This is a genomic window from Bdellovibrio sp. MYbb2 (assembly GCF_056175685.1).
In genome coordinates this window covers 867,283-893,372 of the sequence record NZ_JBJKJI010000001.1, presented here as the reverse complement: position 1 = coordinate 893,372, position 26,090 = coordinate 867,283, and the positions used below count along the sequence as shown (strand labels likewise).

The 26,090-nt window shown below is 50.2% G+C and carries 30 protein-coding genes; 12 read left to right on the top strand and 18 right to left on the bottom strand.

Translation table 11 applies throughout. The features are described 5' to 3' along the window. Nucleotides 1–41 precede the first annotated feature (41 nt). Nucleotides 42–1,796 carry a hypothetical protein gene (locus AC04MQ_RS04460; RefSeq protein ID WP_475391246.1) on the top strand — a complete coding sequence of 585 codons (1,755 nt, stop codon included), beginning with the start codon at nucleotides 42–44 and terminating at the stop codon, nucleotides 1,794–1,796. On the opposite strand, the gene AC04MQ_RS04455 is transcribed toward AC04MQ_RS04460, so the two are convergent. Next, on the bottom strand, nucleotides 1,793–2,455 hold the full coding sequence (locus AC04MQ_RS04455) for an SRPBCC domain-containing protein (protein ID WP_015092619.1): 663 nt from the start codon (nucleotides 2,453–2,455) through the stop codon (nucleotides 1,793–1,795). The genes AC04MQ_RS04460 and AC04MQ_RS04455 overlap by 4 nt on opposite strands. Before the next feature lie 6 nt (nucleotides 2,456–2,461). Beyond that, entirely contained in the window at nucleotides 2,462–3,184 is a 723-nt protein-coding gene (locus tag AC04MQ_RS04450) for a DUF4097 family beta strand repeat-containing protein (RefSeq protein WP_475391244.1), read from the bottom strand. Nucleotides 3,185–3,364: 180 nt separating this feature from the next. On the opposite strand from AC04MQ_RS04450, the gene AC04MQ_RS04445 reads away from it, so the two are divergent. Continuing rightward, complete coding sequence (locus AC04MQ_RS04445) at nucleotides 3,365–4,960, top strand: ABC-F family ATP-binding cassette domain-containing protein (RefSeq protein ID WP_015092621.1); 1,596 nt, start codon at nucleotides 3,365–3,367, stop codon at nucleotides 4,958–4,960. Here the strand turns inward: AC04MQ_RS04445 and AC04MQ_RS04440 are convergent. Further along, nucleotides 4,957–5,685 (bottom strand): tRNA-uridine aminocarboxypropyltransferase, encoded by a 729-nt coding sequence (locus tag AC04MQ_RS04440; RefSeq protein ID WP_475391242.1) that lies wholly within the window; start codon nucleotides 5,683–5,685, stop codon nucleotides 4,957–4,959. The genes AC04MQ_RS04445 and AC04MQ_RS04440 overlap by 4 nt on opposite strands. A 104-nt stretch (nucleotides 5,686–5,789) precedes the next feature. Here AC04MQ_RS04440 and AC04MQ_RS04435 point away from each other — a divergent pair, with 104 nt between their 5' ends. Both AC04MQ_RS04435 and AC04MQ_RS04430 read left to right on the top strand, forming a co-directional pair. After that, nucleotides 5,790–6,296 carry a DUF1993 domain-containing protein gene (locus AC04MQ_RS04435; protein WP_475391240.1) on the top strand — a complete coding sequence of 169 codons (507 nt, stop codon included), beginning with the start codon at nucleotides 5,790–5,792 and terminating at the stop codon, nucleotides 6,294–6,296. 237 nt (nucleotides 6,297–6,533) lie between these two features. After that, the gene (locus AC04MQ_RS04430; protein ID WP_041578075.1) at nucleotides 6,534–7,181 is read left to right on the top strand and encodes a L,D-transpeptidase; all 648 of its coding nucleotides are present in this window, start codon (nucleotides 6,534–6,536) and stop codon (nucleotides 7,179–7,181) included. Nucleotides 7,182–7,247: 66 nt separating this feature from the next. Here the strand turns inward: AC04MQ_RS04430 and AC04MQ_RS04425 are convergent, their stop codons facing one another. From AC04MQ_RS04425 to AC04MQ_RS04410, 4 genes are all read right to left on the bottom strand, one after another. Beyond that, on the bottom strand, nucleotides 7,248–7,610 hold the full coding sequence (locus tag AC04MQ_RS04425) for a hypothetical protein (protein WP_015092625.1): 363 nt from the start codon (nucleotides 7,608–7,610) through the stop codon (nucleotides 7,248–7,250). A 158-nt stretch (nucleotides 7,611–7,768) separates the two neighbouring features. Further along, a complete protein-coding gene (locus tag AC04MQ_RS04420) occupies nucleotides 7,769–8,203 on the bottom strand; it encodes a hypothetical protein (RefSeq protein ID WP_475391238.1) in 435 nt (144 codons plus the stop codon). Between the two features lie 3 nt (nucleotides 8,204–8,206). Further along, nucleotides 8,207–9,025 carry a hypothetical protein gene (locus tag AC04MQ_RS04415; RefSeq protein ID WP_475391236.1) on the bottom strand — a complete coding sequence of 273 codons (819 nt, stop codon included), beginning with the start codon at nucleotides 9,023–9,025 and terminating at the stop codon, nucleotides 8,207–8,209. Between the two features lie 140 nt (nucleotides 9,026–9,165). Further along, on the bottom strand, nucleotides 9,166–9,525 hold the full coding sequence (locus tag AC04MQ_RS04410) for an MGMT family protein (RefSeq protein ID WP_475391234.1): 360 nt from the start codon (nucleotides 9,523–9,525) through the stop codon (nucleotides 9,166–9,168). A 79-nt stretch (nucleotides 9,526–9,604) separates the two neighbouring features. On the opposite strand from AC04MQ_RS04410, the gene AC04MQ_RS04405 reads away from it, so the two are divergent. Continuing rightward, nucleotides 9,605–11,149, top strand: coding sequence for an AbgT family transporter (locus AC04MQ_RS04405; protein WP_475391232.1), 1,545 nt, complete (start codon nucleotides 9,605–9,607; stop codon nucleotides 11,147–11,149). A gap of 38 nt (nucleotides 11,150–11,187) precedes the next feature. Here AC04MQ_RS04405 and AC04MQ_RS04400 read toward each other — a convergent pair whose 3' ends face one another. Further along, nucleotides 11,188–12,111 (bottom strand): PLL family lectin, encoded by a 924-nt coding sequence (locus tag AC04MQ_RS04400; protein ID WP_041578079.1) that lies wholly within the window; start codon nucleotides 12,109–12,111, stop codon nucleotides 11,188–11,190. Between the two features lie 219 nt (nucleotides 12,112–12,330). Here AC04MQ_RS04400 and AC04MQ_RS04395 point away from each other — a divergent pair, with 219 nt between their 5' ends. The 3 genes from AC04MQ_RS04395 to AC04MQ_RS04385 are packed head-to-tail and all read left to right on the top strand — an operon-like array spanning nucleotide 12,331 to nucleotide 15,993. Further along, a complete protein-coding gene (locus tag AC04MQ_RS04395; RefSeq protein ID WP_041578081.1) occupies nucleotides 12,331–13,464 on the top strand; it encodes a sensor histidine kinase in 1,134 nt (377 codons plus the stop codon). Continuing rightward, nucleotides 13,448–13,924 carry a response regulator gene (locus AC04MQ_RS04390; protein WP_475391229.1) on the top strand — a complete coding sequence of 159 codons (477 nt, stop codon included), beginning with the start codon at nucleotides 13,448–13,450 and terminating at the stop codon, nucleotides 13,922–13,924. The genes AC04MQ_RS04395 and AC04MQ_RS04390 overlap by 17 nt, the downstream gene beginning before the upstream one ends. Beyond that, a complete protein-coding gene (locus tag AC04MQ_RS04385) occupies nucleotides 13,924–15,993 on the top strand; it encodes a hybrid sensor histidine kinase/response regulator (RefSeq protein WP_475391227.1) in 2,070 nt (689 codons plus the stop codon). The genes AC04MQ_RS04390 and AC04MQ_RS04385 overlap by 1 nt, the downstream gene beginning before the upstream one ends. Here the strand turns inward: AC04MQ_RS04385 and AC04MQ_RS04380 are convergent. The 3 genes from AC04MQ_RS04380 to AC04MQ_RS04370 are packed head-to-tail and all read right to left on the bottom strand — an operon-like array spanning nucleotide 15,966 to nucleotide 17,287. Next, nucleotides 15,966–16,355: a DoxX family membrane protein gene (locus tag AC04MQ_RS04380; protein ID WP_041578083.1), complete on the bottom strand. Its 390-nt coding sequence runs from the start codon at nucleotides 16,353–16,355 to the stop codon at nucleotides 15,966–15,968. The genes AC04MQ_RS04385 and AC04MQ_RS04380 overlap by 28 nt on opposite strands. An 11-nt stretch (nucleotides 16,356–16,366) precedes the next feature. Beyond that, nucleotides 16,367–16,912 carry an SRPBCC family protein gene (locus tag AC04MQ_RS04375; protein ID WP_015092636.1) on the bottom strand — a complete coding sequence of 182 codons (546 nt, stop codon included), beginning with the start codon at nucleotides 16,910–16,912 and terminating at the stop codon, nucleotides 16,367–16,369. A gap of 15 nt (nucleotides 16,913–16,927) precedes the next feature. Further along, nucleotides 16,928–17,287, bottom strand: a complete 360-nt coding sequence (locus AC04MQ_RS04370) for a DUF1428 domain-containing protein (protein WP_015092637.1) — start codon at nucleotides 17,285–17,287, stop codon at nucleotides 16,928–16,930. 108 nt (nucleotides 17,288–17,395) lie between these two features. On the opposite strand from AC04MQ_RS04370, the gene AC04MQ_RS04365 reads away from it, so the two are divergent. Further along, nucleotides 17,396–17,812, top strand: coding sequence for a VOC family protein (locus AC04MQ_RS04365; RefSeq protein WP_041578084.1), 417 nt, complete (start codon nucleotides 17,396–17,398; stop codon nucleotides 17,810–17,812). Then, nucleotides 17,809–18,282, top strand: coding sequence for an SRPBCC family protein (locus AC04MQ_RS04360; RefSeq protein ID WP_475391224.1), 474 nt, complete (start codon nucleotides 17,809–17,811; stop codon nucleotides 18,280–18,282). The genes AC04MQ_RS04365 and AC04MQ_RS04360 overlap by 4 nt, the downstream gene beginning before the upstream one ends. A 16-nt stretch (nucleotides 18,283–18,298) precedes the next feature. Here AC04MQ_RS04360 and dkgB read toward each other — a convergent pair whose 3' ends face one another. Continuing rightward, nucleotides 18,299–19,099, bottom strand: a complete 801-nt coding sequence (dkgB, locus tag AC04MQ_RS04355; RefSeq protein WP_475391222.1) for a 2,5-didehydrogluconate reductase DkgB — start codon at nucleotides 19,097–19,099, stop codon at nucleotides 18,299–18,301. A 197-nt stretch (nucleotides 19,100–19,296) separates the two neighbouring features. On the opposite strand from dkgB, the gene AC04MQ_RS04350 reads away from it, so the two are divergent. Beyond that, the gene (locus AC04MQ_RS04350) at nucleotides 19,297–20,487 is read left to right on the top strand and encodes an MFS transporter (protein WP_475391221.1); all 1,191 of its coding nucleotides are present in this window, start codon (nucleotides 19,297–19,299) and stop codon (nucleotides 20,485–20,487) included. On the opposite strand, the gene AC04MQ_RS04345 is transcribed toward AC04MQ_RS04350, so the two are convergent. Then, nucleotides 20,484–20,750 carry a TFIIB-type zinc ribbon-containing protein gene (locus AC04MQ_RS04345; protein ID WP_475391219.1) on the bottom strand — a complete coding sequence of 89 codons (267 nt, stop codon included), beginning with the start codon at nucleotides 20,748–20,750 and terminating at the stop codon, nucleotides 20,484–20,486. The two genes, AC04MQ_RS04350 and AC04MQ_RS04345, sit on opposite strands and share 4 nt — an antisense overlap. Nucleotides 20,751–20,942: 192 nt before the next feature. Between AC04MQ_RS04345 and AC04MQ_RS04340 the strand changes: the two genes are divergently transcribed. Next, the gene (locus AC04MQ_RS04340; protein ID WP_475391218.1) at nucleotides 20,943–21,353 is read left to right on the top strand and encodes a CoA-binding protein; all 411 of its coding nucleotides are present in this window, start codon (nucleotides 20,943–20,945) and stop codon (nucleotides 21,351–21,353) included. On the opposite strand, the gene AC04MQ_RS04335 is transcribed toward AC04MQ_RS04340, so the two are convergent. From AC04MQ_RS04335 to AC04MQ_RS04315, 5 genes are all read right to left on the bottom strand, one after another. Next, nucleotides 21,354–22,244 carry a DUF6635 family protein gene (locus AC04MQ_RS04335; RefSeq protein WP_475391216.1) on the bottom strand — a complete coding sequence of 297 codons (891 nt, stop codon included), beginning with the start codon at nucleotides 22,242–22,244 and terminating at the stop codon, nucleotides 21,354–21,356. It abuts the gene before it with no gap. 148 nt (nucleotides 22,245–22,392) lie between these two features. Beyond that, nucleotides 22,393–22,929, bottom strand: coding sequence for a hypothetical protein (locus AC04MQ_RS04330; protein WP_235046187.1), 537 nt, complete (start codon nucleotides 22,927–22,929; stop codon nucleotides 22,393–22,395). Continuing rightward, complete coding sequence (locus AC04MQ_RS04325) at nucleotides 22,911–23,723, bottom strand: metallophosphoesterase family protein (RefSeq protein WP_475391214.1); 813 nt, start codon at nucleotides 23,721–23,723, stop codon at nucleotides 22,911–22,913. The genes AC04MQ_RS04330 and AC04MQ_RS04325 overlap by 19 nt, the downstream gene beginning before the upstream one ends. Continuing rightward, nucleotides 23,720–24,685, bottom strand: coding sequence for a hypothetical protein (locus AC04MQ_RS04320; protein ID WP_475391212.1), 966 nt, complete (start codon nucleotides 24,683–24,685; stop codon nucleotides 23,720–23,722). The genes AC04MQ_RS04325 and AC04MQ_RS04320 overlap by 4 nt, the downstream gene beginning before the upstream one ends. A 48-nt stretch (nucleotides 24,686–24,733) precedes the next feature. Continuing rightward, nucleotides 24,734–26,089: an MBL fold metallo-hydrolase gene (locus tag AC04MQ_RS04315; protein ID WP_475391210.1), complete on the bottom strand. Its 1,356-nt coding sequence runs from the start codon at nucleotides 26,087–26,089 to the stop codon at nucleotides 24,734–24,736. Nucleotide 26,090: the final 1 nt, after the last annotated feature.

Sequence of the window (26,090 nt, the reverse complement as noted above, 5' to 3'; positions counted from 1 at the left end):
TCCGAAAAGACAATATTGGATCTATTTCTGAGGAGTTACGCTTGTTTTTATCCCGTTTTATTCTGGCAGCTGTTTTTGTACTTTCCGCCTGCACTCATCTGCCCAAAACAACGGTGAATGAAAGCCCGCACGTAACCGATCACGTGGTGCCTCTTCCGCCCAACAAGCGCACCCCGGCCGCAGAGGAACTTGACTGGTGGGCCGCCAACGAACGCCAGGTTAAATCTGCCGTCTGTCGTTTGCGACTGCCGGTCACCACCGAAGAAATCCAGCGCCACTATAAAAATCTTCCGATTGAAAACGGCTATGAAGCGGGAACTCATGAAGTTCTTGGCGTGGTTATGACCAATGAACGCCCCCGTCTGGTGCTGGCGCTCAGCCGCCTGCTGACTTTAGGACGCGAAGGTGCGGCGCCAGAAAAAGTTATCAAGGATTTCCAGAAAGAATTTAAAATCGGCCCCGCCTGCGACAAAGCTCTGTGTGCGGCGCAAAAGATCTTCGGTTCCGATGTCGGACCTCAGATGCTTTATCTGATGGATCAGTTTGATGTGAACACATCACCTTATTCTTTTTCCAGCGCTTCGCTTTTCACCGCCAGCGAAATCGCCGATGTCATTCGGACCTTTGAACTGGTTAAACCCGGGCAGCTGCCTTTTGGATTTAACAAACAGCTGATCAAATTCAAACGCGGCTACACCCGCGCCTCTTACGGTGACGACGGCGGAAAAGTTCTGGCCAATGCCGCCATTGAACTTTTTGATTCGTGGTCAGAGCAATCCTCGATCATGCGCCAATACACGCTTTATCACGAAATCGCCCACAACCATTCTGACAATCAATTTTCGGACTATGACCGCTCGGCAGCGTGGCTGCAGCTAAGCAACTGGAAAGAAGCCAAAGCCGGTGGATTTGAAGTTGAAAAGAAAAAAGCCCTGCAAGGGCATCCTTTCGTGTCCCGCTATGGTCAATCCAATCCCTTTGAGGATTTTGCAGAAAGTGTGACTGCTTACCGCTTTAATCCAAATCTGCTTAAGAAAAAATCCGCCGAAAAATACAATCTGATCAAATACCTGGTGCACGACGGGCTGGAATACACCTCCAGCAAAAACTGCAATGACACTGGCGTTTCAAAGAAATTCCAAAAAGAGATCGACCGCGACGACAGCCTGACCAGCACCGAGAAAGACCGTGTGCTGAAGGCCTGCCGTCAGCCGTTCTATCAAACGCTGCTGGGTCATATGCCGGTGTCGTTCTTTGATTCCTGCGTGAACTATGAAGCAACTCAGATCTGGGCCACACAAAATGGCGAACGCTATCCGGATTTGCTGCCTCAGGCCCTGTTCGATCCGAAACTTCGCGTCAGTACGCTGAAATTCACAAAGCTAAGATCCGAACTGGCCACGACTCTGCAGCCCGAAGTGGCGGATTGGATTCTGGATTCCGTACAAACCTTCGCTTACCAACTGCGTTCGGACATGACTAATGCCGAATACTGCGAAGTATGGGCGCAGCTGAATCGCAAGGTCTATCCGGACATCGATCGTGATAATAAATGGCGCTACAAGGGGATCTTTGTTTCCCACGACTATTCACCGAAGGCCGGTGCTGCTCGCGGCATCTGTCTGGATCTGGCCGCCGGATTTGTTCCGACATCAAAGTCGACACTTTCAACTGTGAAAAGCTGGATCAAAGAAACCGGTCACATCGGCACACAGGGTCCTTTGAAAGAACGCGGCATCAGTCGTGAAACTCTTTTGAAATTTATTATTGATCGCACGAACGTCGGCGGTCGTTAGGATTTTTTCTTTCGTACCGGAGCCGCCGGAGTCATTTCCACAAGGGCGTTGATGGCTTCGGTCCAGCGGTCGCGAATCGCCGCTTTTGAACGGGTGTCTTTGATTCCATCGTGCATGAATGCCAGCATGGATTTGCCCGGAACCCGGCCCATTACATAAATCTGCACAATCGTGGGCTTGTGCCATTCCGGATCCTGCCAGCTCATGCGCAGGCGCTCGCCTTCTTTCATGGTGCGGATTTCTCCGAAGTAGCCATCTTCGGTTTCAAAAACATTCTTGGGCTTAAACTTGAAACGAGACAAAGGCTTCAGCCACACGGCCTGACCTTCCGGGGATTCCAGCAGCTTCCAAAGTTTATCCGCGCTGATATAGAAGGTTCGTGTCACCGTGGCGGAAAGCTCGCCTTTTTGATTGCGGCCTTCCTGACGGCGGCCGATGTGAACCTCATAACCTGAAGTCACAATCTGACGCCACCATTCCTTCAACTTGAAAGGTTTCTTTCCCAGCAAAGCCACGATCTCTTTGTGGGAAAGATTTTTTGCCCCTTGGTCATTCAGAATTCTGACCCACTGATCCCAGTTCTTGCCCGTGTGTTTTTCCACGGAAACTGCAGTGACCCTGTTTAAAACCTCAATGACGACAGGTGCTTTTTTGGTCATGCGCAATTACGGAGCTTTCTTAATATGCAGGTTCGCGGCACCAGACTGCAATTTCACTTTGAATCCGGCATTTTTCGTATCGCCCAGTTCATTGGTCATTTTTCCACCGACAGAAATAAAGCTGGTCTGAATTTTCGCATCGGCCGGCAGGGTCAGTTCTACGTTGCCGCTGCCGGATTTGATCTCGAATTCACCCGTGGCTGGCAAGGCGGTATATGCGGCCTTCACCGTGCCGGAACCCATTTTCAGCTCGGATTTGCCCGTCAGGGATTTCACGCTGATTTCCGCATTTCCAGCAGAACCATCCAGTTCGTGCACGTCAGCGTCGATCGTCACTTGGCCATTGCCGATTTTAAAGTCAATGTCCCCTTTGGTTCCGGTGACAGCGATGTTCCCAGAGCCCGTTTTCACATCCAGCTCGACCACTTTGGGCAGAAGCACGGTGAAATGGGTGGTGCAGTCTGATTTTTTAAAGACACCTTTGCGGGACACTTCCACATCCAGATCCGTGCCCTTTTGTTTGAATTCCAGGCGGCAGGACTTGGTGAAGTCGGTTTTTTCAGCCGTGATCACGATTTTATCCTCATGACCCCCTTCAATTTTGATGTTTCCGTTCAGATTTTCGATATCGAAACTATGAATGGTTTTCGCATCAAACTCTTTTACTTCCGTCTCGGCCGCCAAAGCCAAGGGACTGATAAACAGGGCCAGTAGTACTGTAAATTTCATAAGTCCTCCTACAAACATAATTCATTTATTAAGCCGCCAAGCCCCCCTATTTTCAAGCCAAGAGCACACGGCCAGGCCTTTTCACCGGGAGTTTTTTCCAAGGCCCCCTTTCAGATGGGGAAAGGGTTGCGTTTCCCGCCTGAAACACGTAAAAAAACAGCTTTCAAAAGGACCCTTCCGATGATCAGCACGAACAATGTAAGTTTGCGTTTTGGCGGCAAAAAACTCTTCGAAGAAGTGAATGTAAAGTTCACCCCAGGCAACTGCTATGGCCTGATTGGCGCCAACGGGGCTGGCAAGTCCACGTTCCTGAAAGTTCTTTCCAAAGAAATCGAGCCCAACACCGGCGAAGTGATCATCGGCTCTGATCAGCGTCTGTCTATCCTGAAGCAGGATCACTATGCCTATGACGAATTCCCGGTACTGAAGACCGTTCTGATGGGGAATGACCGCCTGTACAAGGTGATGGAAGAAAAAGACGCTCTTTATGCAAAGGCGGACTTTTCGGAAGCGGACGGCGTTCGTGCTTCTGACCTGGAAACCGAATTTGCGGAACTGAACGGCTGGGAAGCAGAATCCGAAGCGGCCGTGATGCTGGCTGGCCTGGCAATCCCGGAAGAACTGCACGGCAAACTGATGAAAGAGCTTACCGGCGGCGAAAAAGTAAAAGTGCTTCTGGCGCAGGCCCTGTTTGGCCGCCCGGACATTCTGCTGCTGGATGAGCCGACGAATCACTTGGACATCTATGCGATCCAGTGGCTGGAAGAATTCCTGCTGAACTTTGAAAACACCGTCATCGTGATTTCGCACGATCGTCACTTCCTGAACAAAGTCTGCTCGCACATTGCTGACATCGACTTTGGCAAAGTGACCACTTACACCGGGAACTATGATTTCTGGAGACAGGCCAGCGAACTGAATCAGCGCCTGCGCGAAGATCAGAACAAGAAAAGCTCTGACAAGGCCGAAGAACTGAAGGCCTTCATTGCCCGCTTTAGCGCCAATGCCTCGAAATCCCGTCAGGCCTCTTCCCGTCAAAAACAACTGGAAAAACTGGAGTTCGTGGATCTGCCGGCATCTTCCCGCAAAAAGCCGTTCATCGGCTTTGATATCAAACGCGAACTGGGGAACGATGTCCTGGTCGTTGATAAGCTGACCAAAACCTGGGAAGGCGAAACTCTGCTGAAAAACCTGAGCTTCACCCTGAAAAAAGGCGACAAAGTCGCTCTTCTGGGTCGCAATGACCTGGCAAAGACACTTCTTTTGGAAATCATCTCTGGCGAAATGCAGGCTGATTCCGGAACTTACAACTGGGGTATTACCACTTCTGTCGGCTATTTCCCGACGGACAACTCCCGTTACTTCAATGGCGAAGAAGAAACTCTGGTGGACTGGCTGCGCCCTTACTCCACAGAAAAAGACGAAACCTTCCTGCGTGGATTCCTGGGTAAAATGCTTTTCGGCGGCACTGATGCTCTGAAACAGCCCAAGGTTCTTTCCGGAGGCGAAAAGGTTCGCTGCATGTTCTCTAAACTGATGTTGTCAGGTGCGAACATTCTGATTCTGGACGGACCAACGAGTCACTTGGATCTGGAAAGCATCACGGCCGTGAATGAAGGCTTAAGCCGCTTTAAGGGCACTGTGATCTTCACGTCCCACGACCATGAACTGATTCAAACCGTGGCCAACAGAATTATCGAAATTGATCAGGGTGTGGTTTACGACAATCACATCACTTACGAAGAGTACCTTGCTTCCAAGCAAGTGACTCACTAACGACTGTCACGGGCCTTAAGATCACGTGAATTAAAAGGCCCGTGAATTTCCTCTGCATGGCGCAGGTGAAGCAGCTGACGCTCCACCATCAGATCAAAGACCTCCAGAAGGTTGTCATGCGGGCGCTGTTTCAGATTCAGCCCCAGATCCCCACCCAACAATTCAATCGTCTGATGAACCGCTTCGATGGTGGAATAGCAGAATTCCTTCGGCTGTTTGCGAACTCGAAACGCTGACGGTTTTTCAGGAGAAAAACAGATCTTGGGAAGGGCGTGAAGGTTATGGCTTTCACGCATCATCTTTTTTGCTGTGGCCCACGTGCCATCAACCACAAACACGGTCAGTCTTTTCCCGGCGGGCACCAGACTTTGGCGCGCCAGCGGGTTCATCAACGACAGGTCACTGGAATCCCGCCCCGGATAAAGAATCACGCAGTGATTCGCCGGATCCCTGATCAAGGCATTGACCTGCGGGTTCTCGCTGAAATTCTGTCCAGAGATTAAATAAGACTTTTCCAGACACAAAGACGTCATGCGCCCGGTGGCGATGCGCCGGCGCACCTCAATGGGATGAATCAAAAGAGCGAAACTGATTTGGGGATCAAATCTTTGGATGGCGTGGCAATAACAGGCTTTTCCCGGCTGCATGCAGGAATAACACAGCGGCCGGCCCAACTGAAAGCCCTGCTGTTGTGTTTTGCGCTCCTGATATTTTTTTAAATCCAATGGCCTGACTCCCGCTGCAGGCAATGAGTCTAACCGCAACACAGAACTTGTCACTGGGAAAAGCCTCTGCTCTAATTCTTCTGCACTGTTCACCGGAGGTTTCCATGCTTTACGAAATGACTGTTCCCCCATTTATCAAAACTCTTAAAAATCTTTCCGCACTTCTGGACAAGGGTGCTCACCTGGCCGAGACAAAAAAGTTTGATGTCGAGGTTCTGTTGAACTCCCGACTGGCACCGGATCAGTTCCCGCTGACTCGTCAGATTCAGATCGCCTGCGATACAGCGAAACTGGGTGTGGCACGTTTGACAGACAAAGAAGCTCCTTCCCATCCAGACACCGAAAAAACTTTGCCGGAACTAAAAGCGCGTATCGAAAGCACGATTGCTTTCCTGGAATCAGTTTCTGCCAATGATTTTGCTGGCTCTGAAAAGAAGCACATCTCTCAGCCCCGCTGGGAAGGAAAGTACCTGACTGGAGAAGACTACGTTTTGCATCACGCGATTCCGAACATCTATTTCCATGTCACAACGGCTTATTCCATCCTTCGCCACAACGGCGTGGAAGTTGGCAAAAAAGATTTCCTGGGCGCCCTGCCATTTAAGTCCTAGTCTGCTGCTAGTGAGCATGTTGAAGAGAAATTCGACATGCTCACATTCTGTCCCCAATCCTCACACCAGACTTCCGTGTCGTTCCCTTTCTGAACTTGCATGAAGGTTCCCTTCGTCGGTCTTCCTATCTGAAAAATTCTCTGTCATCCGTCCAAGCTTGTACGGAAATTACCAAATTTTTGCCCCCACAAAGTACAATGAGGACAAATCCCAACTCTCTAACCAATGAGGTGTGGCATGAGAACTCTACAACAAATAACAGGAGCAATAGCCGCTCTGCTGTTTTTGACAGTGAATACTGCCCAGGCAGAGCCCACCGAAACAATGCAAAAACGCAGTCCTACCGTGATCGACGAGATCAACCCCTTTGACCCGAACATCGAGCAAGTACTGGAACAATTCGATAAAATTTACGAAGAAGAAACCGGACAGTCCGCTCACCTTCCAGAGACTTATCTGGATGACATCGTGAATATCTTTGGCGGTTGCACTCGCAACAGCTGCGCGGTGTGGGCCCAAGTGGTGAAATCAAGTCAACGCATGTATCTGTATGTGAATGGATCCCTGCGCGGTTCATGGCTGGTATCCACCGGCATGTCGGGATACGGCACCCCTAACTTTGACAAACATCCCAACGGCCGTATCTATGATCGCTACAGCTCCAGCAAATTCCCCGGTGGCGACTATAATGGCTTGGGCAACATGCCTTATGCTGTCTTTATCAGTGGAGGATTTGCCCTGCACGGCACACCTCAAGGCAACTGGTCTAAGTTAGGCACCCGCGCATCCCACGGTTGCATTCGCATGCACCCTGATAACGGATATGTCTTCAACCGGCTGGTGCGCAGCTACGGAAAATCAAATGTGTGGATTACGGTTCAATAGAGCACGTTGTGATGGAGCGTTCCGGGCAAGGGCCCCGTTCAAACCAGGACGGGGCTATGCATTTACTTAACGGCGGCCGATATAGTTCGTGGGAATGGCGCTGCCACTCCAAAGATGAGTCTGATAGGCCCCGGTGCGAACTTTCCTGGAAGTGATCTCAACATCAATGATGGCATTGAATTTAGCCTGGACGGCAAAGAAAGCCAGACGCAGCAGAGTCTCTTCACGATCCTCGCAATCAACAACCTTGAAAGCTTTTTCCGTGCGTTTGAAATTGCGGGTTTCCTTGCTTTGATCCTTGAAAAAGACCGCGATGTTGCGAGCTGCTTCCAGATCGGCATCATAAGCTTCGACTTCCGGCATGACTTTGAAATCAAAGCACGGCGTGCAATAAGCCCCGTGGGAAAGCAATTCCGGAACCTTCGTCATAAAGGAAAAGCGGCCCTCTTCCAGAAACTGCGCACAGTTCTTACAGACCGCTTCTTTGCAACAGCCACACTGAAGCGTGGCTTTGGGTTTTTGGCATACACAACAAGTTGAACTCATGCCCCAAAGCTATCACAGCTTCAGAGCAGATTCGACTGGAACTATCGCAAACAATAACTTTCCACCGGGAATTTGAACTCGGCCGCCTCTTTTTTACACTGAGGCTGGATCTCGCCCAGGATTCCCGCCGGAGTCTGTTTGGAAAGACGGTTGAATTCATCAGAATCGGTCTCACGAATCAAAACCACAATGCTTTTGCCGTCTTCAGACAGCTTGGCGGACTGGGGTTTTACGTCACAAACAGACTCTTGATCCAGCACCGGCAGTTCCTGCCACGCCATGCGCCCACCCTGACAATTCACGCGAAGCTCCATTGTATAAGGACGCCCCAGCTTGTCGCCCACTTTTCGGGTGGTGATCATGGCCTGACCGCCGCCTTTTAAATCCAGGGTTTTTTCACCCACCACGTCAGTCGCTGCCACCGCAGACAAAGAAGTCCCCGTCAAAATCATCAAAGTAAAAATAATTCTTTTCATAAGTTACCCCGCACAGAATGGAAATGAGAGATGAATATGATCGTTATGCAAACTGTTTCCGCCAAGCTCTGAACCCGGAATACCAATCGAGCCGCTGTATTCCCGCTGACCCGGCCGGCATTTCGATGGCATCGTGTCCTTCCAGCACTGGCGGAAGGCATTGTAAAACTTGGCCGTCGTGCCCTTAAAGTCCCGCACATGGGTGCTGACCGAAGTCGCCTTGCCGGTGCGGTCGTAAATAATGAACTTCACAATATCAATCGCGCGGGCGTAAGCATGCATGCTCAAGCTTGAAGAATTTCGGGCATTGCGGTTCACGTAAGTTCCCCAGTGACGGATAAAGACCCGCTCTGGTTGCGAATACCCTGCCGCCAACGAACCCTTTTCCACGCAGCCAAAGAAGTGCTTGTTCAAGTGCTCAGCATAGGCCGGCAGCACCGTGCCGTTACCGCACTTGGTATCACTGTCATAACCGCCGCGCACGATGGCCTCTTTGTCACAGCCATCCCAGGTTTTACCCAAGCCATATGCCAGCGTCTGGGTGCCAGGCTTGAAAGAGAAAAACAGACCCGCCAAAGGTGGCGTTGTTGTTTCCACCTCTTCTTCCTCTTCCGGGACACTCGGTGTGGTCGGAACTTCAGGATCAGGGGTTACACCGCCTTGAGCGCTGTCCGGATTCCCTGAAGCCCACTCGCCGTCTCCACTGGCACCAGCACATCCTACCACTAGGGACAGACCTGCCAAGACCAGCAAAAACCGAACTGAAATTTTATTTTTATTCGAGGACTCTAAGACACTTTTTAAGTTTGTGTGTTTTGCCATTGCCTGAGTCTTCTTTAACAACTCTGTAACTGAAAAGACCCTTAGACCAGTTTCCAGACCTATTTAAGACCAAAGAAGCGCAAACAAACAAACTTAAAACCCGCTACTGCAGCAGGTTTTACGAGGATACTCAGAACCGGTTAAGAAAACATGCGTGGCTTTTGCGAAGCGCGTTTCAACGGCGCCACTTTTTTCTTCCACTGAAAAACTGACATATCAATCACATCGCCTTCACCGAACTGCACACCTTCAGAAATTAAAAGCTTCTTTTGCTGACGATAGGATTTCGTCCCGGGCGGAAAAGAAATCTTTCCTTTCGAATTCAAAACCCGCTGCCACGGAAGCTTATGACTTTCAGAACAGGAATGCAGCAGCCACGCCACCCCGCGGGATCCTTGAGGCTTCCCCGCCAAGGCCGCGATCTGCCCATAGGTGGCCACTTTCCCTTCCGGGATCTTTTTGATCAGCTTAAGAACCTTCTCGGAAAATACTTCGCTCATAACTCATCTTACTTTGTCTTTAATATGTGACAAGTACTTACAAATATTAAAAGATATTCGCTTGAGGGGGAATTTCCACATGTCGAGCACTGATAATTCTGTAGAGTCCGGACCGTTGTATCGCTTTCTGCTAAAGGTGGAACGCGCGGGGAATGCCCTGCCACAACCGGCTCTGATGTTCTTGTTGTTAACCATTTTGGTGGTTCTGCTGTCTGCGGTCATCAGTGGTTTGGGTGTTGAGGCCGTTCATCCGGTCAAAAAAGAAACCATCACGGCGGTGAATCTGCTGTCGGTGACGGGTTTGCACATGGTTTTGACCGACATGCTGAAAAACTTCACCGGCTTTGCTCCCCTGGGAACGGTTCTGGTGGCGATGCTGGGTTTCAGTCTGACGGAAAAAAGTGGACTTCTTGGCGCCCTGCTGCGATTGCTGGTGATCAAGTCCCCGCGTCAGCTTCTGGTTCCGGCTGTGTTATTGGCGGGAATCATGTCCCACACCGCGGGTGATATCGGTTACGTGTTACTGATTCCTCTTTCCGCGATGGCCTTCCATAGCGCCGGTTTGAATCCATTGGCGGGTCTGGCCATCTGTTTTGCCGGTGTGTCCGGGGGCTTTGCCGCCAACTTCATGCTCAGCGTGGCCGACCCTGTTTTGTCCGGTCTTTCCCAAGAGGCTGCTCGCATTATTGATCCGGCTTACACGGTCACCCCGGTGGTGAACTGGTACTTCATGTCGGTTTCATCTGTTTTGATTATTGCTATCGGAACTTTGGTGGCAAAAAAGATCACCCTGCCATTTTTGGGCGAATACAAAGGTTCTGCCGAGCGCACCGCGCCTGAACCACTGAATGCTTATGAAAAAAAAGGTCTGCTGTGGGCCGGTGTGGTCTTTGCGATCTTCGTTCTGCTGGTTTTGTGGGGCACAGTTCCTGACTCAGGATTCCTCAGAAATCCTGCCAATGGTTCTTTGCTGGATTCCCCATTCTTGAAGGGCATCATCCCGATGGTGTTCTTCCTGGCGGCCTTCACCGGTGTGGCTTATGGATTTGCGGCAAAGACTTTCAAATCCCAAAGTGATGTGACCAATGCCATGCAAGACGCCATGGTGACAATGGCACCGTACCTGGTCATGGTTTTCTTTGCGGCGCAGTTTATTTCTTTATTCAATTCCTCTAACGTCGGATTAATTCTGGCAGTGAAGGGTTCTGAGCTTCTGAAGGACATGCACCTGAGCGCCATCCCGCTGATGATCGGTTTTATCATTCTGACTTGTGTGGTGGATCTGTTCTTAGGAAGTGCTTCGGCAAAGTGGGCATTGATGGCCCCGGTGTTTGTGCCGATGTTCATGCTTTTGGGAATTGCGCCGGAACTGACACAAGCTTCTTATCGCGTGGCGGATTCCGTGGTGAATATTATTTCGCCATTGATGCCGTACTTCCCGCTGATTCTGGCGTTTGCGAATAAATATGATCCGAAAGCCCGCCTGGGAACGTTGATCGCCCTGATGCTGCCATATTCAATTGCCTTCACGATCTTCTGGTCGCTGTTGCTGTTTGTATGGATCTGGCTGGGTCTGCCTCTGGGACCGGGGGCAAATTTGCTCTATTTGATGCCAGGACAATAAATAAAAAAGCCGGGTCGCAAAACCCGGCTTTTTTATTTTTACTGTTTCCAGGACCGATACCAAATCGCATTGTCGTTGCCTTTCACGAACACCAGCGTTCGACCGCGCGCAGACGACGTGGCATCCGGGCCGGAGCTTAAACCACCGCCCAACGATTCCCACGCGGACCAGCCGCCGCTGTACCACTTGTGCCAGAGGGCATTGTCAGTGCCTCGCACATAGACATCAAGACGTCCATTGCCCCAGGAAGACACCCCCGGCGATGACGTTAGAACTCCACCCAGTGATTCCCAACCGGACCAGCCTCCCCAATACCAGATGTGCCAAAGAGCGTTGTCGGTTCCTCGCACGAACACATCGATGCGACCACTTGACCAGGACACTGCCGCAGGATCTGAAGTCAGCACTCCTCCGAGCGATTCCCAGCCGGACCAAGCTCCTCCAGTGAACCACTTGTGCCAGAGGGCATTGTCGCCACCGCGAACAAAGACATCAAGACGTCCCCCCGTCCAAGATGCTGCCGCCGGACCTGATGTCAGGAAGCCACCCAGTGACACCCAAGGCTGCCACACACCGTGACGGAAGGTACGCTGCCAGAGAGCGTTGTCTCCGCCTCGCACGAAGACATCGATGCGATTAGGGCCCCAACAAGCGGCCGCGGGTGAAGAGGTCAGGAATCCGCCCAGCGAAGTCCAAGAACCCCAGCTTGATCCATTCCAGTGACGATACCAAAGAGCATTGTCAGTTCCGCGAACGAACAAATCTGTGCGGAAGTTGCTGCGTGAACAGGTGGCCGGATCTGAAGTGCCAACTCCGCCAACGCTGGTCCAGGCGGACCATCCAGGGGGTTGTGGATCATCATGCAGTGGCCCGTAGGGCGCATCTGTCATCACAAAGCCTTTTGCTGTCAGCGATGTGGCTGTGACTAAAAACAAAATCAGAACTAATTTCGAGAAACGCATACCATCCTCCTTGATTCCTGCGTTGGTGAAAATTCTTTCACAGCCAGAAGGTAGCGAAATTAAAGGAAAGAGAAAGTTGATTCGCGTGCTTTGCCAAAATGAACTGCTAAGTGGTGCTAAAGAAAATCCGGTTGTGAAGACACACCTGTGATCAAACATATTGCGTCCGGAATTTTGCGTAAACAAACTAAAATTGTGCGTAGGAATAAAGGGGGATCTGTGGAAACTGTAGCCTTCGAGCATGAGAACCGGTTCAAAACCATTATCGAGTCTTTGCCAACAGGAATCGTCATGGTGAACAAAGCCGGCTTCGTGGTCCTGTGCAATGGTGAAATGGAAAAGATGTTTGGATACAATCCCGGCGAACTGAAAGGTTCTCCGATAGAACGACTTGTTCCCATGGGGTCACGCCCGCACCATCCCCAACACCGCGAAAGCTTCATGCAAAATCCGACCAAGCGCCAAATGGGTGCCGGCCGCGATCTGTCCGGTCTTTGCAAAGACGGCAAAGAAATCCCGGTCGAGATCGGCCTGAATCACATTGTCATCGACAACAGCAGCTATGCCATTGCTTCCATCGTCGATATCACTGAAAGAAAAACCATCGAAACACGGCTGAAGCACGCCTATGATGAACTTCAGCAAAAGAATCAGGAAATGGAACAGTTCGTTTACACCGTTTCCCACGATCTGAAGTCCCCACTGGTGACGAGTTCATCTTTTATTGAGTTTATCAAAGAGGACATCAAAAGCGGCAACATGGATGATGTCGCCGATTCCATCGACCGCCTGGAAAAGGCGCACAAGCGCATGCAGGAACTTATCAATGATCTGCTGCAGTTAAGTCGCGCCGGCCGCATGGAATTAAACCTTAGCGATGTCAGCATGAGCGACATCATCAACGAGATTCTGGAAAACTTCTCCAATCGCTTTAAAGACCGCAACATCGACGTGCAAGTGCCGGCAGATCTGCCCAAAGTCATCGGCGACCGGCGCCGCCTTTACCAGGTTTTGGAAAATCTGGTGACCAATGCCCTGAAGTACGGAACGGACATGCCCCAGCCGCAAATCCAGATCCTGACCAAAGACGCCCCCACTGAAATGCTGGTGGGCGTGAAGGACAACGGCCCGGGCATTGCACCTGCTTATCACCGAAAAATCTTTGGTTTGTTCCAGCGCTTGGACAACACCAAAGAAGGAACCGGAGTGGGGCTGGCGATCGTGCAAAGAATCATGCAACTGCACGGAGGGCGTGCCTGGGTTGAATCCCGTGAAAACGAAGGCGCCACGTTCTGGCTGGCCTTCCCAAAATTTTTCACCGAGCGAGGAGCCTTCGATGCAACCAAGTCATGATGAAGAACATCCATTAAGAATTCTGCTGGTTGAAGACAATGACGATCACGCCCTGATCGTCATGAGGAACCTCAAAAAAGAATCCTTTGTTCACAAAGTGGACCGGGTGAGCGACGGAGTTCAGGCCCTGCAGTATCTGCGAGGACTGACTCCCTATGAAAGCCGGGAAAAGCCGGACATCATTCTGCTGGACCTGAAACTGCCCCGCCTTGACGGGCACGAAGTTCTTTCGGAAGTCAAAGATGACGCCAAACTTCGCAAGATCCCCATCATTGTACTGACCACCTCAGACGCGGAAGTCGACAAACTGAAGGCCTACGACCTGCACGCCAACAGCTATCTGGTAAAGCCGTTGCAGGCCGAAGAATTAAAAAAAATGGTCGAAAGCATGGCGACCTACTGGGGTATCTGGAATCGCAATATCAGCAAGCCGGAAGCCTCCCCTGAAAAGGAGCACTGATGTCACCGCTGAAGCCACTGAATATTCTGCTGGTGGAGGACAACGACGAACACGCCTTCATCATTTCGCGCTATCTTCGCCGCATAAAGGACGTGCCTGAGATCACTCTGGACCGGGCCGCGATGCTGAAGACCGCCCTGCAGCTGATCGACGGCAAAAAATATGATCTGGTGCTGCTGGATCTGCGCCTGCCGGACAGCGACCTGGATGAAACTCTGCCACGCATGCAGTCGATACTCCCCGACGCCCCGATCATTATTCTTTCCGCCTTGGAGGATCGTGAGTTCGCCCTGAGAAAAGTGCATGAGGGTGCCCAGGACTACCTGTGCAAGTCCGAACTGTCCTCTGAAACCCTGGTTCGGGGAATTTATGCCGCCATCGAAAGAAAATCCGCCGAAGTTCTGATGCGCCAGCAGTTTGAACAAATGCAGACGCTATTTGATTTTTCCAAATTCGTCATGACCGAACCTTATCCAGAGCAAATGATCGAACATCTGCGCCAAAGCGCTTTGAAGTGCCTGAAGCTTTCCGCCGTCGAACTGATCCGCAGGGACTCTGAAAAAATGTCAGAAGAATTCGCAAAATCCAGCTTCTGGGGTCTGCAGACTCCGAAACTGCTGCTGGATGGTGATTTGGCGATGAAGCTTTCCTCTTTCCGGGACTTGCGGGAAGAGGGTTTCAACACTTGCCTGCTCGTGCCCGTACAGGGACTTGAAAAAAATCAGCTGTTTGGTTTGTTACTTCTGATGAACAAGGCCATCCGTCATTTCTCTGAGGAAGAAGTCCGCTTTATTCAGTCTTTGGTGAACACTCTTTCCATCGCCATGAGCCGTAACGCCCTTCACAAAGAGCTTGAAGAGCGCATTCAGGAGCTTCATGCCGCCCACAGGAAAAAAGACGACTTTCTGGCGACATTGTCCCATGAGCTGCGTACTCCGTTGAATATCATCAAAGGAGGCCTGGATCTTTTAAAGGGTTCTGATCCCAACTCGCGCGAATATCATGATGCGCTGGACGCCATTGAACGAAACCTGAATCATGAAATCCGTCTGGTGTCAGACACCCTTGAGATTTCCCGCATCACCACCGGCAAAACAAGACTGAATCTGAAAAAGATCATCGTGCAGGAACTAATTCAATCGGTTACGGAGTCCTTGGAAAGTGCGGCGTATGCCAAGAATATTTCAGTTCAACTGACTTGCAGCGAAGTGGCCACGCCAGCAGTGGTGGATCCGGATCGCTTCCGCCAGATTCTTTGGAATCTTTTGTCCAACGCAATCAAGTTCACCTCCAACGGCGGCCGTATCCAGGTCCGTTGTGAACGGCACGCTTCGCAGTTTAGCGTATCGGTTCAGGATTCCGGCCAGGGGATTGAAAGCGAAAACTTGCCGTATATGTTTGAAAAATTCTGGCAGGAGGATTCGGGCATAAACCGCAAACGCATGGGACTGGGTTTGGGGCTTTCCATCGCCAAACACCTGACTGAACTTCACGGTGGCAACATCGAAGTCAGCAGCCCCGGTAAAAATCAGGGCGCCACCTTCCGTTTCCAGTTGCCATTGGTGTCAGTTGAAACCACACAGGGAGCGGCCCTGACCTTAAGCGGACAAAGTGAAAATCTTCAGTTTGTCGAAACCGAAACCCAGGGCTCCCTTTCAGGTTTGCATGTGTTTTTGGTGGATGATTCTGAAGATACACTTGTTCTGATCAAGCGCCTGCTGCAAAGAGAGGGTGCTTTAGTCACGGATACTTCTTTACCCAAGCAGGCTTTGTCACTTTTGAAAGAGGGCAAGTTTGATATTCTGATTTCGGACATCGGCATGCCCGAGATGGACGGCTATGAACTGATTCGTGCTTTACGGGACTGGGAAGGCCCGCGGAATCGCCACCTGCCGGCAATAGCCTTGTCGGCTTATACCAGCACTGAAGATATCAGAAAGGCGCTGGAGTCCGGATTCCAGCAGCACTTAAGCAAACCCAGTCCGATCAAAAACATTGTCAAAGAAGTCTTGCGGCTGACGGGGAAAACCCCGCCACGACCTCAGCCTCTTTTAAACAATGGCTTGTAAAGATGCCAGTATCCTGTGGCCGCCATTACATGCAAAGCAATCATCACCACAGGCATAATGACGTTTTCAAGACCTGGTGTCAGGAACGAATGGAAAAGGAAGATCTGCAGTGTGATCGGCGCCAGAACCACCAAAGCCAGAGGTGCTGCAAAGCCGCTCAACAACAAAGCCCCGCAGATGACTTCAGTCCCTTTAAGAACCGGAAAGAAATAAGGCGCTGCCATCATCCCCCCCATGAAGGCCATCGCCCCTTCGGGCATAGTCGGTGGTGCCGGGATGAATTGCAAAAAGCCATTCAAACCAAAAACAAAGTAAATCAAACCCAGTAAATAACGGGAACCTGTTGCCAATTTAGATTGCATAAACTCTCTCCTTATTTCTGCTCAAGCTGTGTTTTCAAATTTATCAGGCTCTGATCCATATCCCGGATGATATGATCTTCGCCACCAAAGATCTTGTTAAAAAGGAAGCTCATCACGTTCATCGGAATGGACATTTCATCGTGCATGCCCATTGTCACTTTGGTCTGAGCAGCGTCCACTGATTCCGTGATCACGTAGGAATCAAAGCTGGCTTCCATCGGCACCTTAAAGCGAATTTCGGTGTCCACGCGGCTGTTGTCGACAAGATTTTTAATCTCTTGCTCGCCCACACCCACGTCTTTGACGGCACTTTCCCAGGTCACGATAAAGCCCACAGTCCCGTCTTCGCCCTTGTAGTCCATTTTGACTTTGGGATCTTTCAGAAACCACGCATTCCAAAGATTTTGGTGCTTTAACTGCTTCACATAAGCATAAACATCCGCTTGAGGCCGGTCGATGATGATATCACGACTAACCTTGAAATCTTTGGGTGCAATCAGACCCAACACCAAAAACAAAGCCACCAAAGAGCCAACTATAATTCCAAATGTTTTCATAAACCGTCCTGAATCCTACTTATCCACGATCGTCTTGAAGCCGCCATAAGCCATGCGTTTCATATTGAATGGCATCTTGTCCGGGGTCATTTCCTTCATTTTTGGATCATTCATCATCGCTTTGTTGGCACGATCACGGGCCGCACGGGATTTATAGGTGATCCAGGAAAACACGATCACTTCATCGGATTTCGCTTTGGTCAACTTCGGAAATGGCAGGGCCCATTCAATATTCATGTCATCCCCGACACACTCTTTGTATTCCAAGGCCCCGTGCTTCAGAAAGATTTTGGAAGCCTGCATCGCCATCTTGCGATACTGGGCCATGTTCTTTTTGGGAACAGTCAGTACAAATCCGTCAACGTATTTTGCCATGTGATTCCTCCTGCTTGTGTTTTTATGTATTCCTTCGCACTCACTTGAGACTTATTGCCACATTATTAACAATATATGGAATCTGCCCACTTCTGGAAGGAGAAATGCATGGTAAACCAAATCTACGTGAATCTTCCTGTCAAGAATCTGAAAAGATCCATGGAGTTCTTCAGCAATCTGGGTTTTGAATACAACATGAAGTTCACCAACGACAGCGCCGCCTGCATGGTCATGGGTAAAGATATCTTTGCCATGCTGCTGGATGAAAATTTCTTTCAGACCTTCACCGACAAAAACATCATCGATGCCGGAAAAAACATCGAAGTCATCACCTGCTTTTCGGTGGATTCAAAAGAGCAGGTCGATGCGCTGATCGACAAGGCTAAAAAAGCCGGAGGCTCGTCCGCACGGCCGCCCACAGACTATGGTTTTATGTACAGCCGCAGTTTTGAGGATCTGGACGGGCATGTTTGGGAAGTTGTCAGCTATTCTGGCGAAGAGCCACCAAAGCAGGAGGACGTATGAACGATTTAAAAGTCGTATCCGCCGGGGATCGAAACATTGTTATCACCCGCACCTTCAAAGCCTCAAAAGAAAAGATCTTTGATGCCTATACCAAGCCAGAACATCTGAAGCGCTGGCTCTTGGGGCCCAAAGGCTGGACGCTGCCAGTATGCACACTGGATCCCAAACCGGGCGGCGAATATCACTATATGTGGCGCCATGAGGACGGCCGAGAAATGGGCATGCACGGAGTGGTCAAAGAAATCCATCGTCCCGATCACCTGCAGACCACAGAACTTTTCGATGAACCGTGGTATCCGGGCGAAGGCGTGAATGATCTGTCGCTGACCGAGGACGGCACCACCACTTTGCACACCGTGGTCTTGCGCTATGAATCCAAAACAGCGCGCGACATGGTATTACAATCCGGCATGCATCGCGGACTCAGCGAAAGCTACAATCGCCTGGAAGACCTTCTGCGGATCATGTAAGCAAACCTATCCTGAATCAATCCCACTCGGGTGCAAACGGCGGATTGGCCAGTCGCTCCGCGGAATCCAGTCTGGCAATAAGTTCTTTTTCTTCCGCACTTAAAAGACCCCGACGAGCCTGCAGATTCTTTTGCAGGTTCTGTCTTTTGGTAGACGACGGAATCACCACCATATCCTGATCCATCAGCCAGGATAAAACCACGTCGGCCGCTGTCACACCATGACGGTCTGCGATCTTCAGCAGCACTTCATCTTTCATGACCTTTCCATAAGCCAGAGGCATATAGGCTGTGACCGTCACCCCTACTGACTTCAAATAATCCACCAGCCTGCGGTTTTGTAAATACGGGTGAACCTCGATCTGATTGGTAAAGATGTTTTTTGCGCCCACAATTTCTACGGCTTTCTTCATTTCACTGACCGGGAAATTGGAAACCCCGATGTCTTTGGTCAGCCCCTGGGATTTGGCCTGCATCAAAGCTTCGAGAGTCTCCGCCAGCGGCACCTTTCCTTCCGGGGAAGGCCAGTGAATCAATACCAAATCCACATAATCGGTTTGCAGCTTCTGAAGACTTTCTTTCAGGCTGGGAATCAGACGTTCTTTGGACAAATTCTCTGTCCAGATTTTAGTGGTCAGAAAAACATCTGCGCGAGAAATCTTACTTTCAGCCAGTACCTTTCCCACTTCGGCTTCATTATCATAGATCTGAGCGGTGTCGATATGGCGATAGCCCAGCTCAAGTCCCATTCTTACGGAATTTTCGGCGTCAGCTCCCTTAAGGCGAAAGGTTCCCAGTCCGATTTGTGGTATTTTCATAAGGTTCTCCTGTTCAAAGATACGTTTTGATAAGACTAATTTAGCACTTTCACTGTTGCTGATTCAGACCTAAAACCGCAATTGATCTTTGACTGCAGATCAATAATCCCTTTAGGAATCCTTAGCGAATACCGAGCCCAGGTCAGCTTTCATCACTGTGCTTGCGCAAACTCACCAGCAGGCGTAGCTTCGGGATTATGAACACGGACACTGCACACCCTACCTTAACTCGCGGCTTGGTCCTGCTTCTGATGGCTGCCGTCGGAATCATCGTTGCCAACTTATATTATGCTCAACCCATCACCGCCATGATCAGTCAGGCACTGGGACTGGATCCCAGCGCTGCGGGTCTTGTCGTGACCCTTACTCAAATCGGATATGGACTGGGAGTTTTGCTGATTGTGCCTTTGGGTGACATCATCGAAAATCGCCGCCTGGTTCTGACCATGATGGGGATTGCAGTCCTGGGTGTTTTGGGATTGGCCTTTGCCTCGCAACTGACACCCTACTTTATCGCGGCTTTTGCCACGGGCCTTGGTGCTTCAACTGTTCAGATCCTTGTGCCCTACACGGCGCACTTTGCTCCAGAGATAAAACGCGGTCAGGTCGTCGGTAGTCTGATGAGCGGGTTGATGATCGGGATTATGCTGTCGCGTCCGATTTCAAGTCTGTTAACGGATTTGTTTTCCTGGCATGCAGTGTTTGTTCTTTCCGCGGCGCTAATGACCGTGCTGGCTCTCGTTCTTTACAAAGTCATGCCCGAGCGTCATCCCGAAAACAAGAATCTGCACTATTTTGATTTGCTAAAATCCATGGGGCGACTGTTTGTAGAAACACCAGTGGTTCGTCGGCGCGGGGCTTATCAGGCCTGTATGTTCGGAGCATTCTGTCTGTTCTGGACGGCGAGTCCCCTGTTGCTGGCAGGGCCGAAATTCAATCTGTCCCAATCAGCGATTGCGATCTTTGCCCTGGTCGGAGTTTCCGGCGCCGTGATTGCACCAATTGCGGGGAAAGCCGCCGACAAAGGTCACAGCCGTATTGCCACCATGATTGCTATGATCATCTCGGCCTTTTCATTCCTGCTAAGTCATTTCTTTGAAGGTGGCTCTACTGCAGCTTTGGCGGCACTGGTGGCTTCAGCCATCTTGCTGGATGCCGGAATCACCGCAAATCTGGTGATGGGCCAAAGGGCGATCTTTTCCTTAAAGGCGGAATACCGCAGCCGCTTGAACGGACTCTTTATCGCAACAATTTTTGTGGGAGGAGCAATAGGCTCTACATTAGGTGCATGGGCTTATGCCCGTGGCGGCTGGGAGCTGACATCGTGGGTGGGGTTCCTGATGCCAGCCCTCGCCTTTGCTTACTTCCTTACTGAAAAGAAGTCCTAGTCGAACAGTTCTTCCAGGAATGATTTTCTGCGCTTGTACGGCTTCTGATACTGATATGGCTGCTGCTGATACTGAGGGGGTTGTTGATGTTGAACAACCTCTTCGCGTTTTGGAGCCGCATCGTATTCTGCGGATCTTTCGATGATCTTATCAAGCTCTCCGCGATCCAGCCAGATGCCGCGGCATTCAGGGCAATAGTCAATTTCGATCCCTTTGCGTTCAGAGATCACAAGATTTGGTTCTTTGCAGTTTGGACATTTCATATTTTCTGCCTCCTGATGAATTCAATGTAGCTCAGGGCAGTTCATTTTAAAAATCGATAAACTTAATCAAGATGTTTGCTTAAAACAAAGTCTATGCAGGGATTTCATGCTGTCATTGTACTAAATTCCCGCTGAAAGCTTGAACTTAACCCGTCCCTCGTTGAACATGGAAATTCAAACTGAGGTGCCCTTATGAATGTCAAAGACAGCGAATTCAAAGCCCTGCTGGAAAAGTACAAAAAATTCTCTGTGTACGGGCTAAGCCCCGACGCCACCAAAGCCAGTCACTATGTGCCCGCGTATATGCGAGATCACGGCTGGGATATGGTGGGCACTTACCCAAAAAAGCATGAAGCTGGTGGATTCAGAATATATGGCAGTCTTGCTGACGTTCCCGCTGAATATCGCAAGTTTGTGGATGTGTTTCGCAGCTCTGACCGCATTGACGAAGTCGTGGATGAAGCCCTGGCCGTGGGTGGAGTGGAAGTGCTATGGCTGCAACTGGGAATTGCCAATCCCCAAGCTGAAGCCCGCGCCGAAAAGGCCGGGATCAAAGTTGTTTCCAACCGCTGCCTGATCATCGAACACAAGAAATACTTCTGATTAGGCCACCTGCTTCACCGAAGCAGGCTGACGAAGGTGATTTTTCAGATCTTTCTTCAAGGCGATAAAAAGCTTTTCTTCAAGATTGTCCACCAAGGCATGAAGCTTTTTATCGTGCAGTCCAAACCGCTTGCGGGCCGGATCACTTAGAACACTGACTAACAGACTGCACACGGTCAGTAAGGTACCGACCGCCAAGGTCGCCATCACCACCTGCGTATTTGTCGGGGCCGGTGGAAACACTCCGTAAAAAACCGAGCCCACTTTTTCACCCAGGAAGAAATTCGAAGAAGCTTTTTCCCGGGCCATCTTACCGGCGATGCGGCTGCCCAACCCCATGATTCCCAGGGACTTATCCCCGAAATAGGTCCAACCCGCAGCCAAGGTTAACAGGGAGCTGCAGATGTCATTGATCATAGCCTGACTGGACGTATACTTTTCAATTTCTTTCAGCACTTCACTGCGAATCTTGCGCTGATTCAACTCCACAGCACCCGAGGCCACCATGGGACCCAAGACGGGATCTTTGCGAACGTAGTCCATCAGGATACCTTCGCCCACAAGCTCTGTTGCAATCAGCTTTTCAATGTCTTTCTGATAGCCCGTCTTAAAACTTGCCGGAAGAATATCGATAATGGGATTCAGCGCGGGCCAGCCCATTTTATCAGACGTCTCTACCGCCTTTTTTAACATCAAGTAAGGGATCGACCAAAGCGCATTCACCGGACTTAACAGCAGATCCAACGGCAAGTGCCTTTTCTGAATCTGAATGGATTCAGACACTGAGAAATGCTTTTCAATGAAGGGGGCGATATGCTGCTTTCTGTCCGCGGCGAACTTTTCAATGCAGTCGTCAATGGCGCCCAGAACTGGCGCTGCTCTTTGATCCATGAGAAATCTCCTGAATCCATTCTGACAAATTTTCTGCAGGAAAAGGATTAATTCTCTGGCTTGTCGAGATCCCTGATCCGAATCTCGTTTTAAAACAGGCCGTCCAGCAGGAAAGACAATGAATCTGTCGACCTTTCAGCCACTATCTTTAAAATAAATACTGAAGCGAGAATCCGGAAGACACATAGTATTGCAGATCGCGATTGGAATTGTTAAACAGCGCGATCACCCCGTTATCAAAGATACGGATGCGATAAGCCAGGCCAATCCGGCTGGGCATAAAGGTGTACGTTGTTCCAAATTCCAAACCATAACGAAGCGCGGTCCAGTCATAGTATTCCGGGTAAGGATATTTATCCGGAGACTTCATAAAGTAGTGGTCCTGATCCAAAGAGTACGCCGTGAAAAAGCCAAACTGCAAGGGCCGCCACATGTCTTCACCGACCGGACTATTCCAGCGGGAATAGCGATAGACGAAGTTTGTTTGATAATAGGTTTGATCATCCAGTGGGTAAGCCCCCACTGAAAAATCCACGGCATGCTCTGGTTCCCATTCGTAACTGACACCCGCGGCGACCGTTCCCATGAAACCGGCACGCTCAACAAGTGCACGCCAGTCCCCGGCCTGCGCCGAAAGACCCAACAGCAACATCACGACGAAAAGACCTATTTGATGTTTTCGCATGTGGTTACTCCTGTATCCATACGTTTCACACAGAACTGCCCGGCTTGCACCGTGATCGTCAGCCAATGAGTGCCGTCATCACCCGCCACCCGTCCACATTGCATCATGATGGTGTCATGATCCTTCGAAAGATCATAAACGTGGTTGTGACCGTTAAAGATCACCTTCACCCTTGGATGTTCGATCACATAGCCCAGGATCGTGGCATCGTCATTGAAATAGCGCTCGTTATCGCGCAACTGCACGTGCGAAAAGATCATGATGTTTTTGCCGGTTTCATCCACGCGGTCCTTCAACCACTGCGGATCAAATTCACCGGGATTTTCAAGATTGTTCGAATTAAAGAAAATGTATCTATAGGTCGCCGACTCGAAATAGAAATTCGATTTCCCGAAAGCCTTGCGATAAAGCTTTGGCCCCGCTCCGATGGAATCGTGATTTCCCACCGCATTGATGTTGATCTGATCCAGACGGCCGATGGCTTCGATAAATTCATCGTATTCCAGATTGTAGGCCGAATTGGTGAAATCCCCCAAACCCGCAACAAAATCAAGATCGGTGGCCTGAGTCATCTGATAAGCCATCTTGTCCGTGGCCTTGTAGTTTTGATGGGGATCAGAGAACACCCCAATACGAATCACACCGTCGCCTTCAATGTCCCCCAGACGACTGATGGCGATTTCGTTCAAATTGCGTTCGGGTCGCAGCAAGTTGTCTGAAAACGGCGAATCCACAAATGGCGCGCAGGAACTGGTCAGTACAAATGCCGAAAGATAGAAGGCCCACTTCATCATAGTCTGAACTCCACGCCCAAACGGCCATAGAAGTCGTTTTTGATTGTGGTCACTTTTGAGTTTGGAACATAAATGCGCTCAGATTCATACAATCGACGATCCACGGCCGCTCCCAGAGCGAAAGACACTCCCGTTTCCGGGGTTACAAATTTCTTCAAAGCCCCTTCCGCGAAGATCTCTTGATAGTACAACCGGTCCGCGTCGTCTTTGCGCGTGTCAAACATGTAAGACCGTACGGTCAGCGCGGTTCTGGCCTGGAAGACGAAACCGTGATCCATATTCTTGCTTGTTGCCAACTTCACCCCGAATGGAGTCAGACTGAAATTCGTCACCCACTCTTCTGTAGCACCCCATTCCAGCATCAGGAATGGCAAACCGACACTGAAACGAAAACCGGGCCAGATATCCTGAATCACCCCGATGAACGGATACGGCAGGCCGTTGTAAATCCCACGATTGTCCGACTGATTCACCGCAAAGATCCAGTGATAATCATTGCCCGTCACCATTCGGTAAGAGATCGTCCCGTCGAAATAGTCATTGCGTGGCGCCCCCCAGGGAACGTCACTGGCGGTGGCGTAAGAGGCAAATACACTCATCATACTGCCGCTGGCGAAAACTTTGCGCACCCCAAAACCCGCGCCCTGGTTCTGCAAAGCGGTTCCGATGAAGATGTTTTCCCCGCCAAGATTGAACTGCGCGCGTCCCAGCTGAAGATTTTCATCAAAGATCCGGGCCGAAGCACTCCAGGTTTCTCTTTTATAAATGGGAATCAGAATATCACCACTGAAAATTCGCACGGGCGAATCCTTGTACGTGTATGGCGAAGACCAAAGATCCGAACGGAAATCAAAGATCAATCGCAGATTGTCTTCTTCAATCGTAGGGATATTTCCCAAAGGAGCGCCCCAACATGGTTGCAGTGCCAGCATCGTTAAAAGGGGTATCAGACGTTTAAGCACATATTAGTTTTAGAGTTGCTGTAAACATCAGTCAATGGATAGAACAGATTAAAACACTGCTCTCTGACAGGATGTCAGACGGCGAAGTTGCGCCAGCTGGTAAGCTCCGAAGACTCCGTTGAACAGACAGCGAATCAGCGGATCTTCGACCACATCCACTTCAGCCACGGCAGAACTTAGTTCGGCGACAAAATCAAAATCATTAATCCGCATATACATGGATGTTAATGTCTCGCCTGCCTGCAAAGCCGCGTGCAGCTTGTAAAGGGACACTTCGGTTGCCCATGCAATGTTGCCTCTGGCTTCCGTCAGCCTTTCGATCTCGGACCCGTGGACCTGATAAAAGAATTCCTGTCCTTGACCTTCATGATCAAAGACGGAAAGCCGCCACAGACGAGGCTTTTCAAAGTAGACATCTTCAGGGGCCGCCATCGAGCGGTACTTTTCCAAAAGTCCTCGTTGGCAGTATTCAAAGACACTGCGGGTTTGTTCGGGCGTTAATGCCGGAAAGTGCTTAGCCATTTCAGAGGTTTTTGGCGGAACCAGGTTCGGCTGATAGTCATAATCGACATCCTGCGGACCCACAGGCGTTATCCACGGAAGCGATTCCGAGGATTGAACCCCGCCATGATCCAGCACAATGCTGCATGACGGATTCAGGCGCACCACTTGCGCTTGAGGCAATAATGCTTTGATCTGAGTTTGAAAACCCGCATAGGACACGGGAAAAAAGGCGTGATTGTACCAAGACCAGCTTTCCATGGAAAACTGGCAGGAACTTGGGATCACGAAACGGGGATTGAGCGCCTTTATCTGTTCGGCCCACTCTTCTGGGATCAAGCCATCGGAAGGGACGGCATTTCTTGGAGCGATCACTTCAATTTCACGCATCGTCTGAAAAGGCCACATCACCAGATCCCACGGGGCCTGATCACGCAACAAATCCAAGGTGTCATAGTCAATCCAGGAATCCACGACATTCAGAATGTTTAAACCCTTGGCCTTGATCTGAAACAAGGAATCCACATCCGCATCCAAAGCCCGGCGCGGAATGACTTCAAATTCACCTATTCTAACTGGCGTATTCAACGCCAAAGAATTCACATTGGTAAATCCCAGCTGACGAATCCAATCAAAGATTTCGTCAAAAACACAGTACATGTAAATCGGAGTGGTTCGATCCAGCAGATTCAAACTGTCCAAGGAACAATGATCATCATGGTAATGGGAAATAAAAACAGCGGAAAACTTCAGCTCGCGAATCTGCTCTTGGTCAAACTCGACAGCAGGAAAAGCATGGCAGTTACGACTGAAGGGATTTTCAAAGATCGTATCAAAGGCTAAGCGCGTGCCCTCGCACTCAAAGACGTAACCGGCATGAAGGATTCGGGAAACTTTCACCATG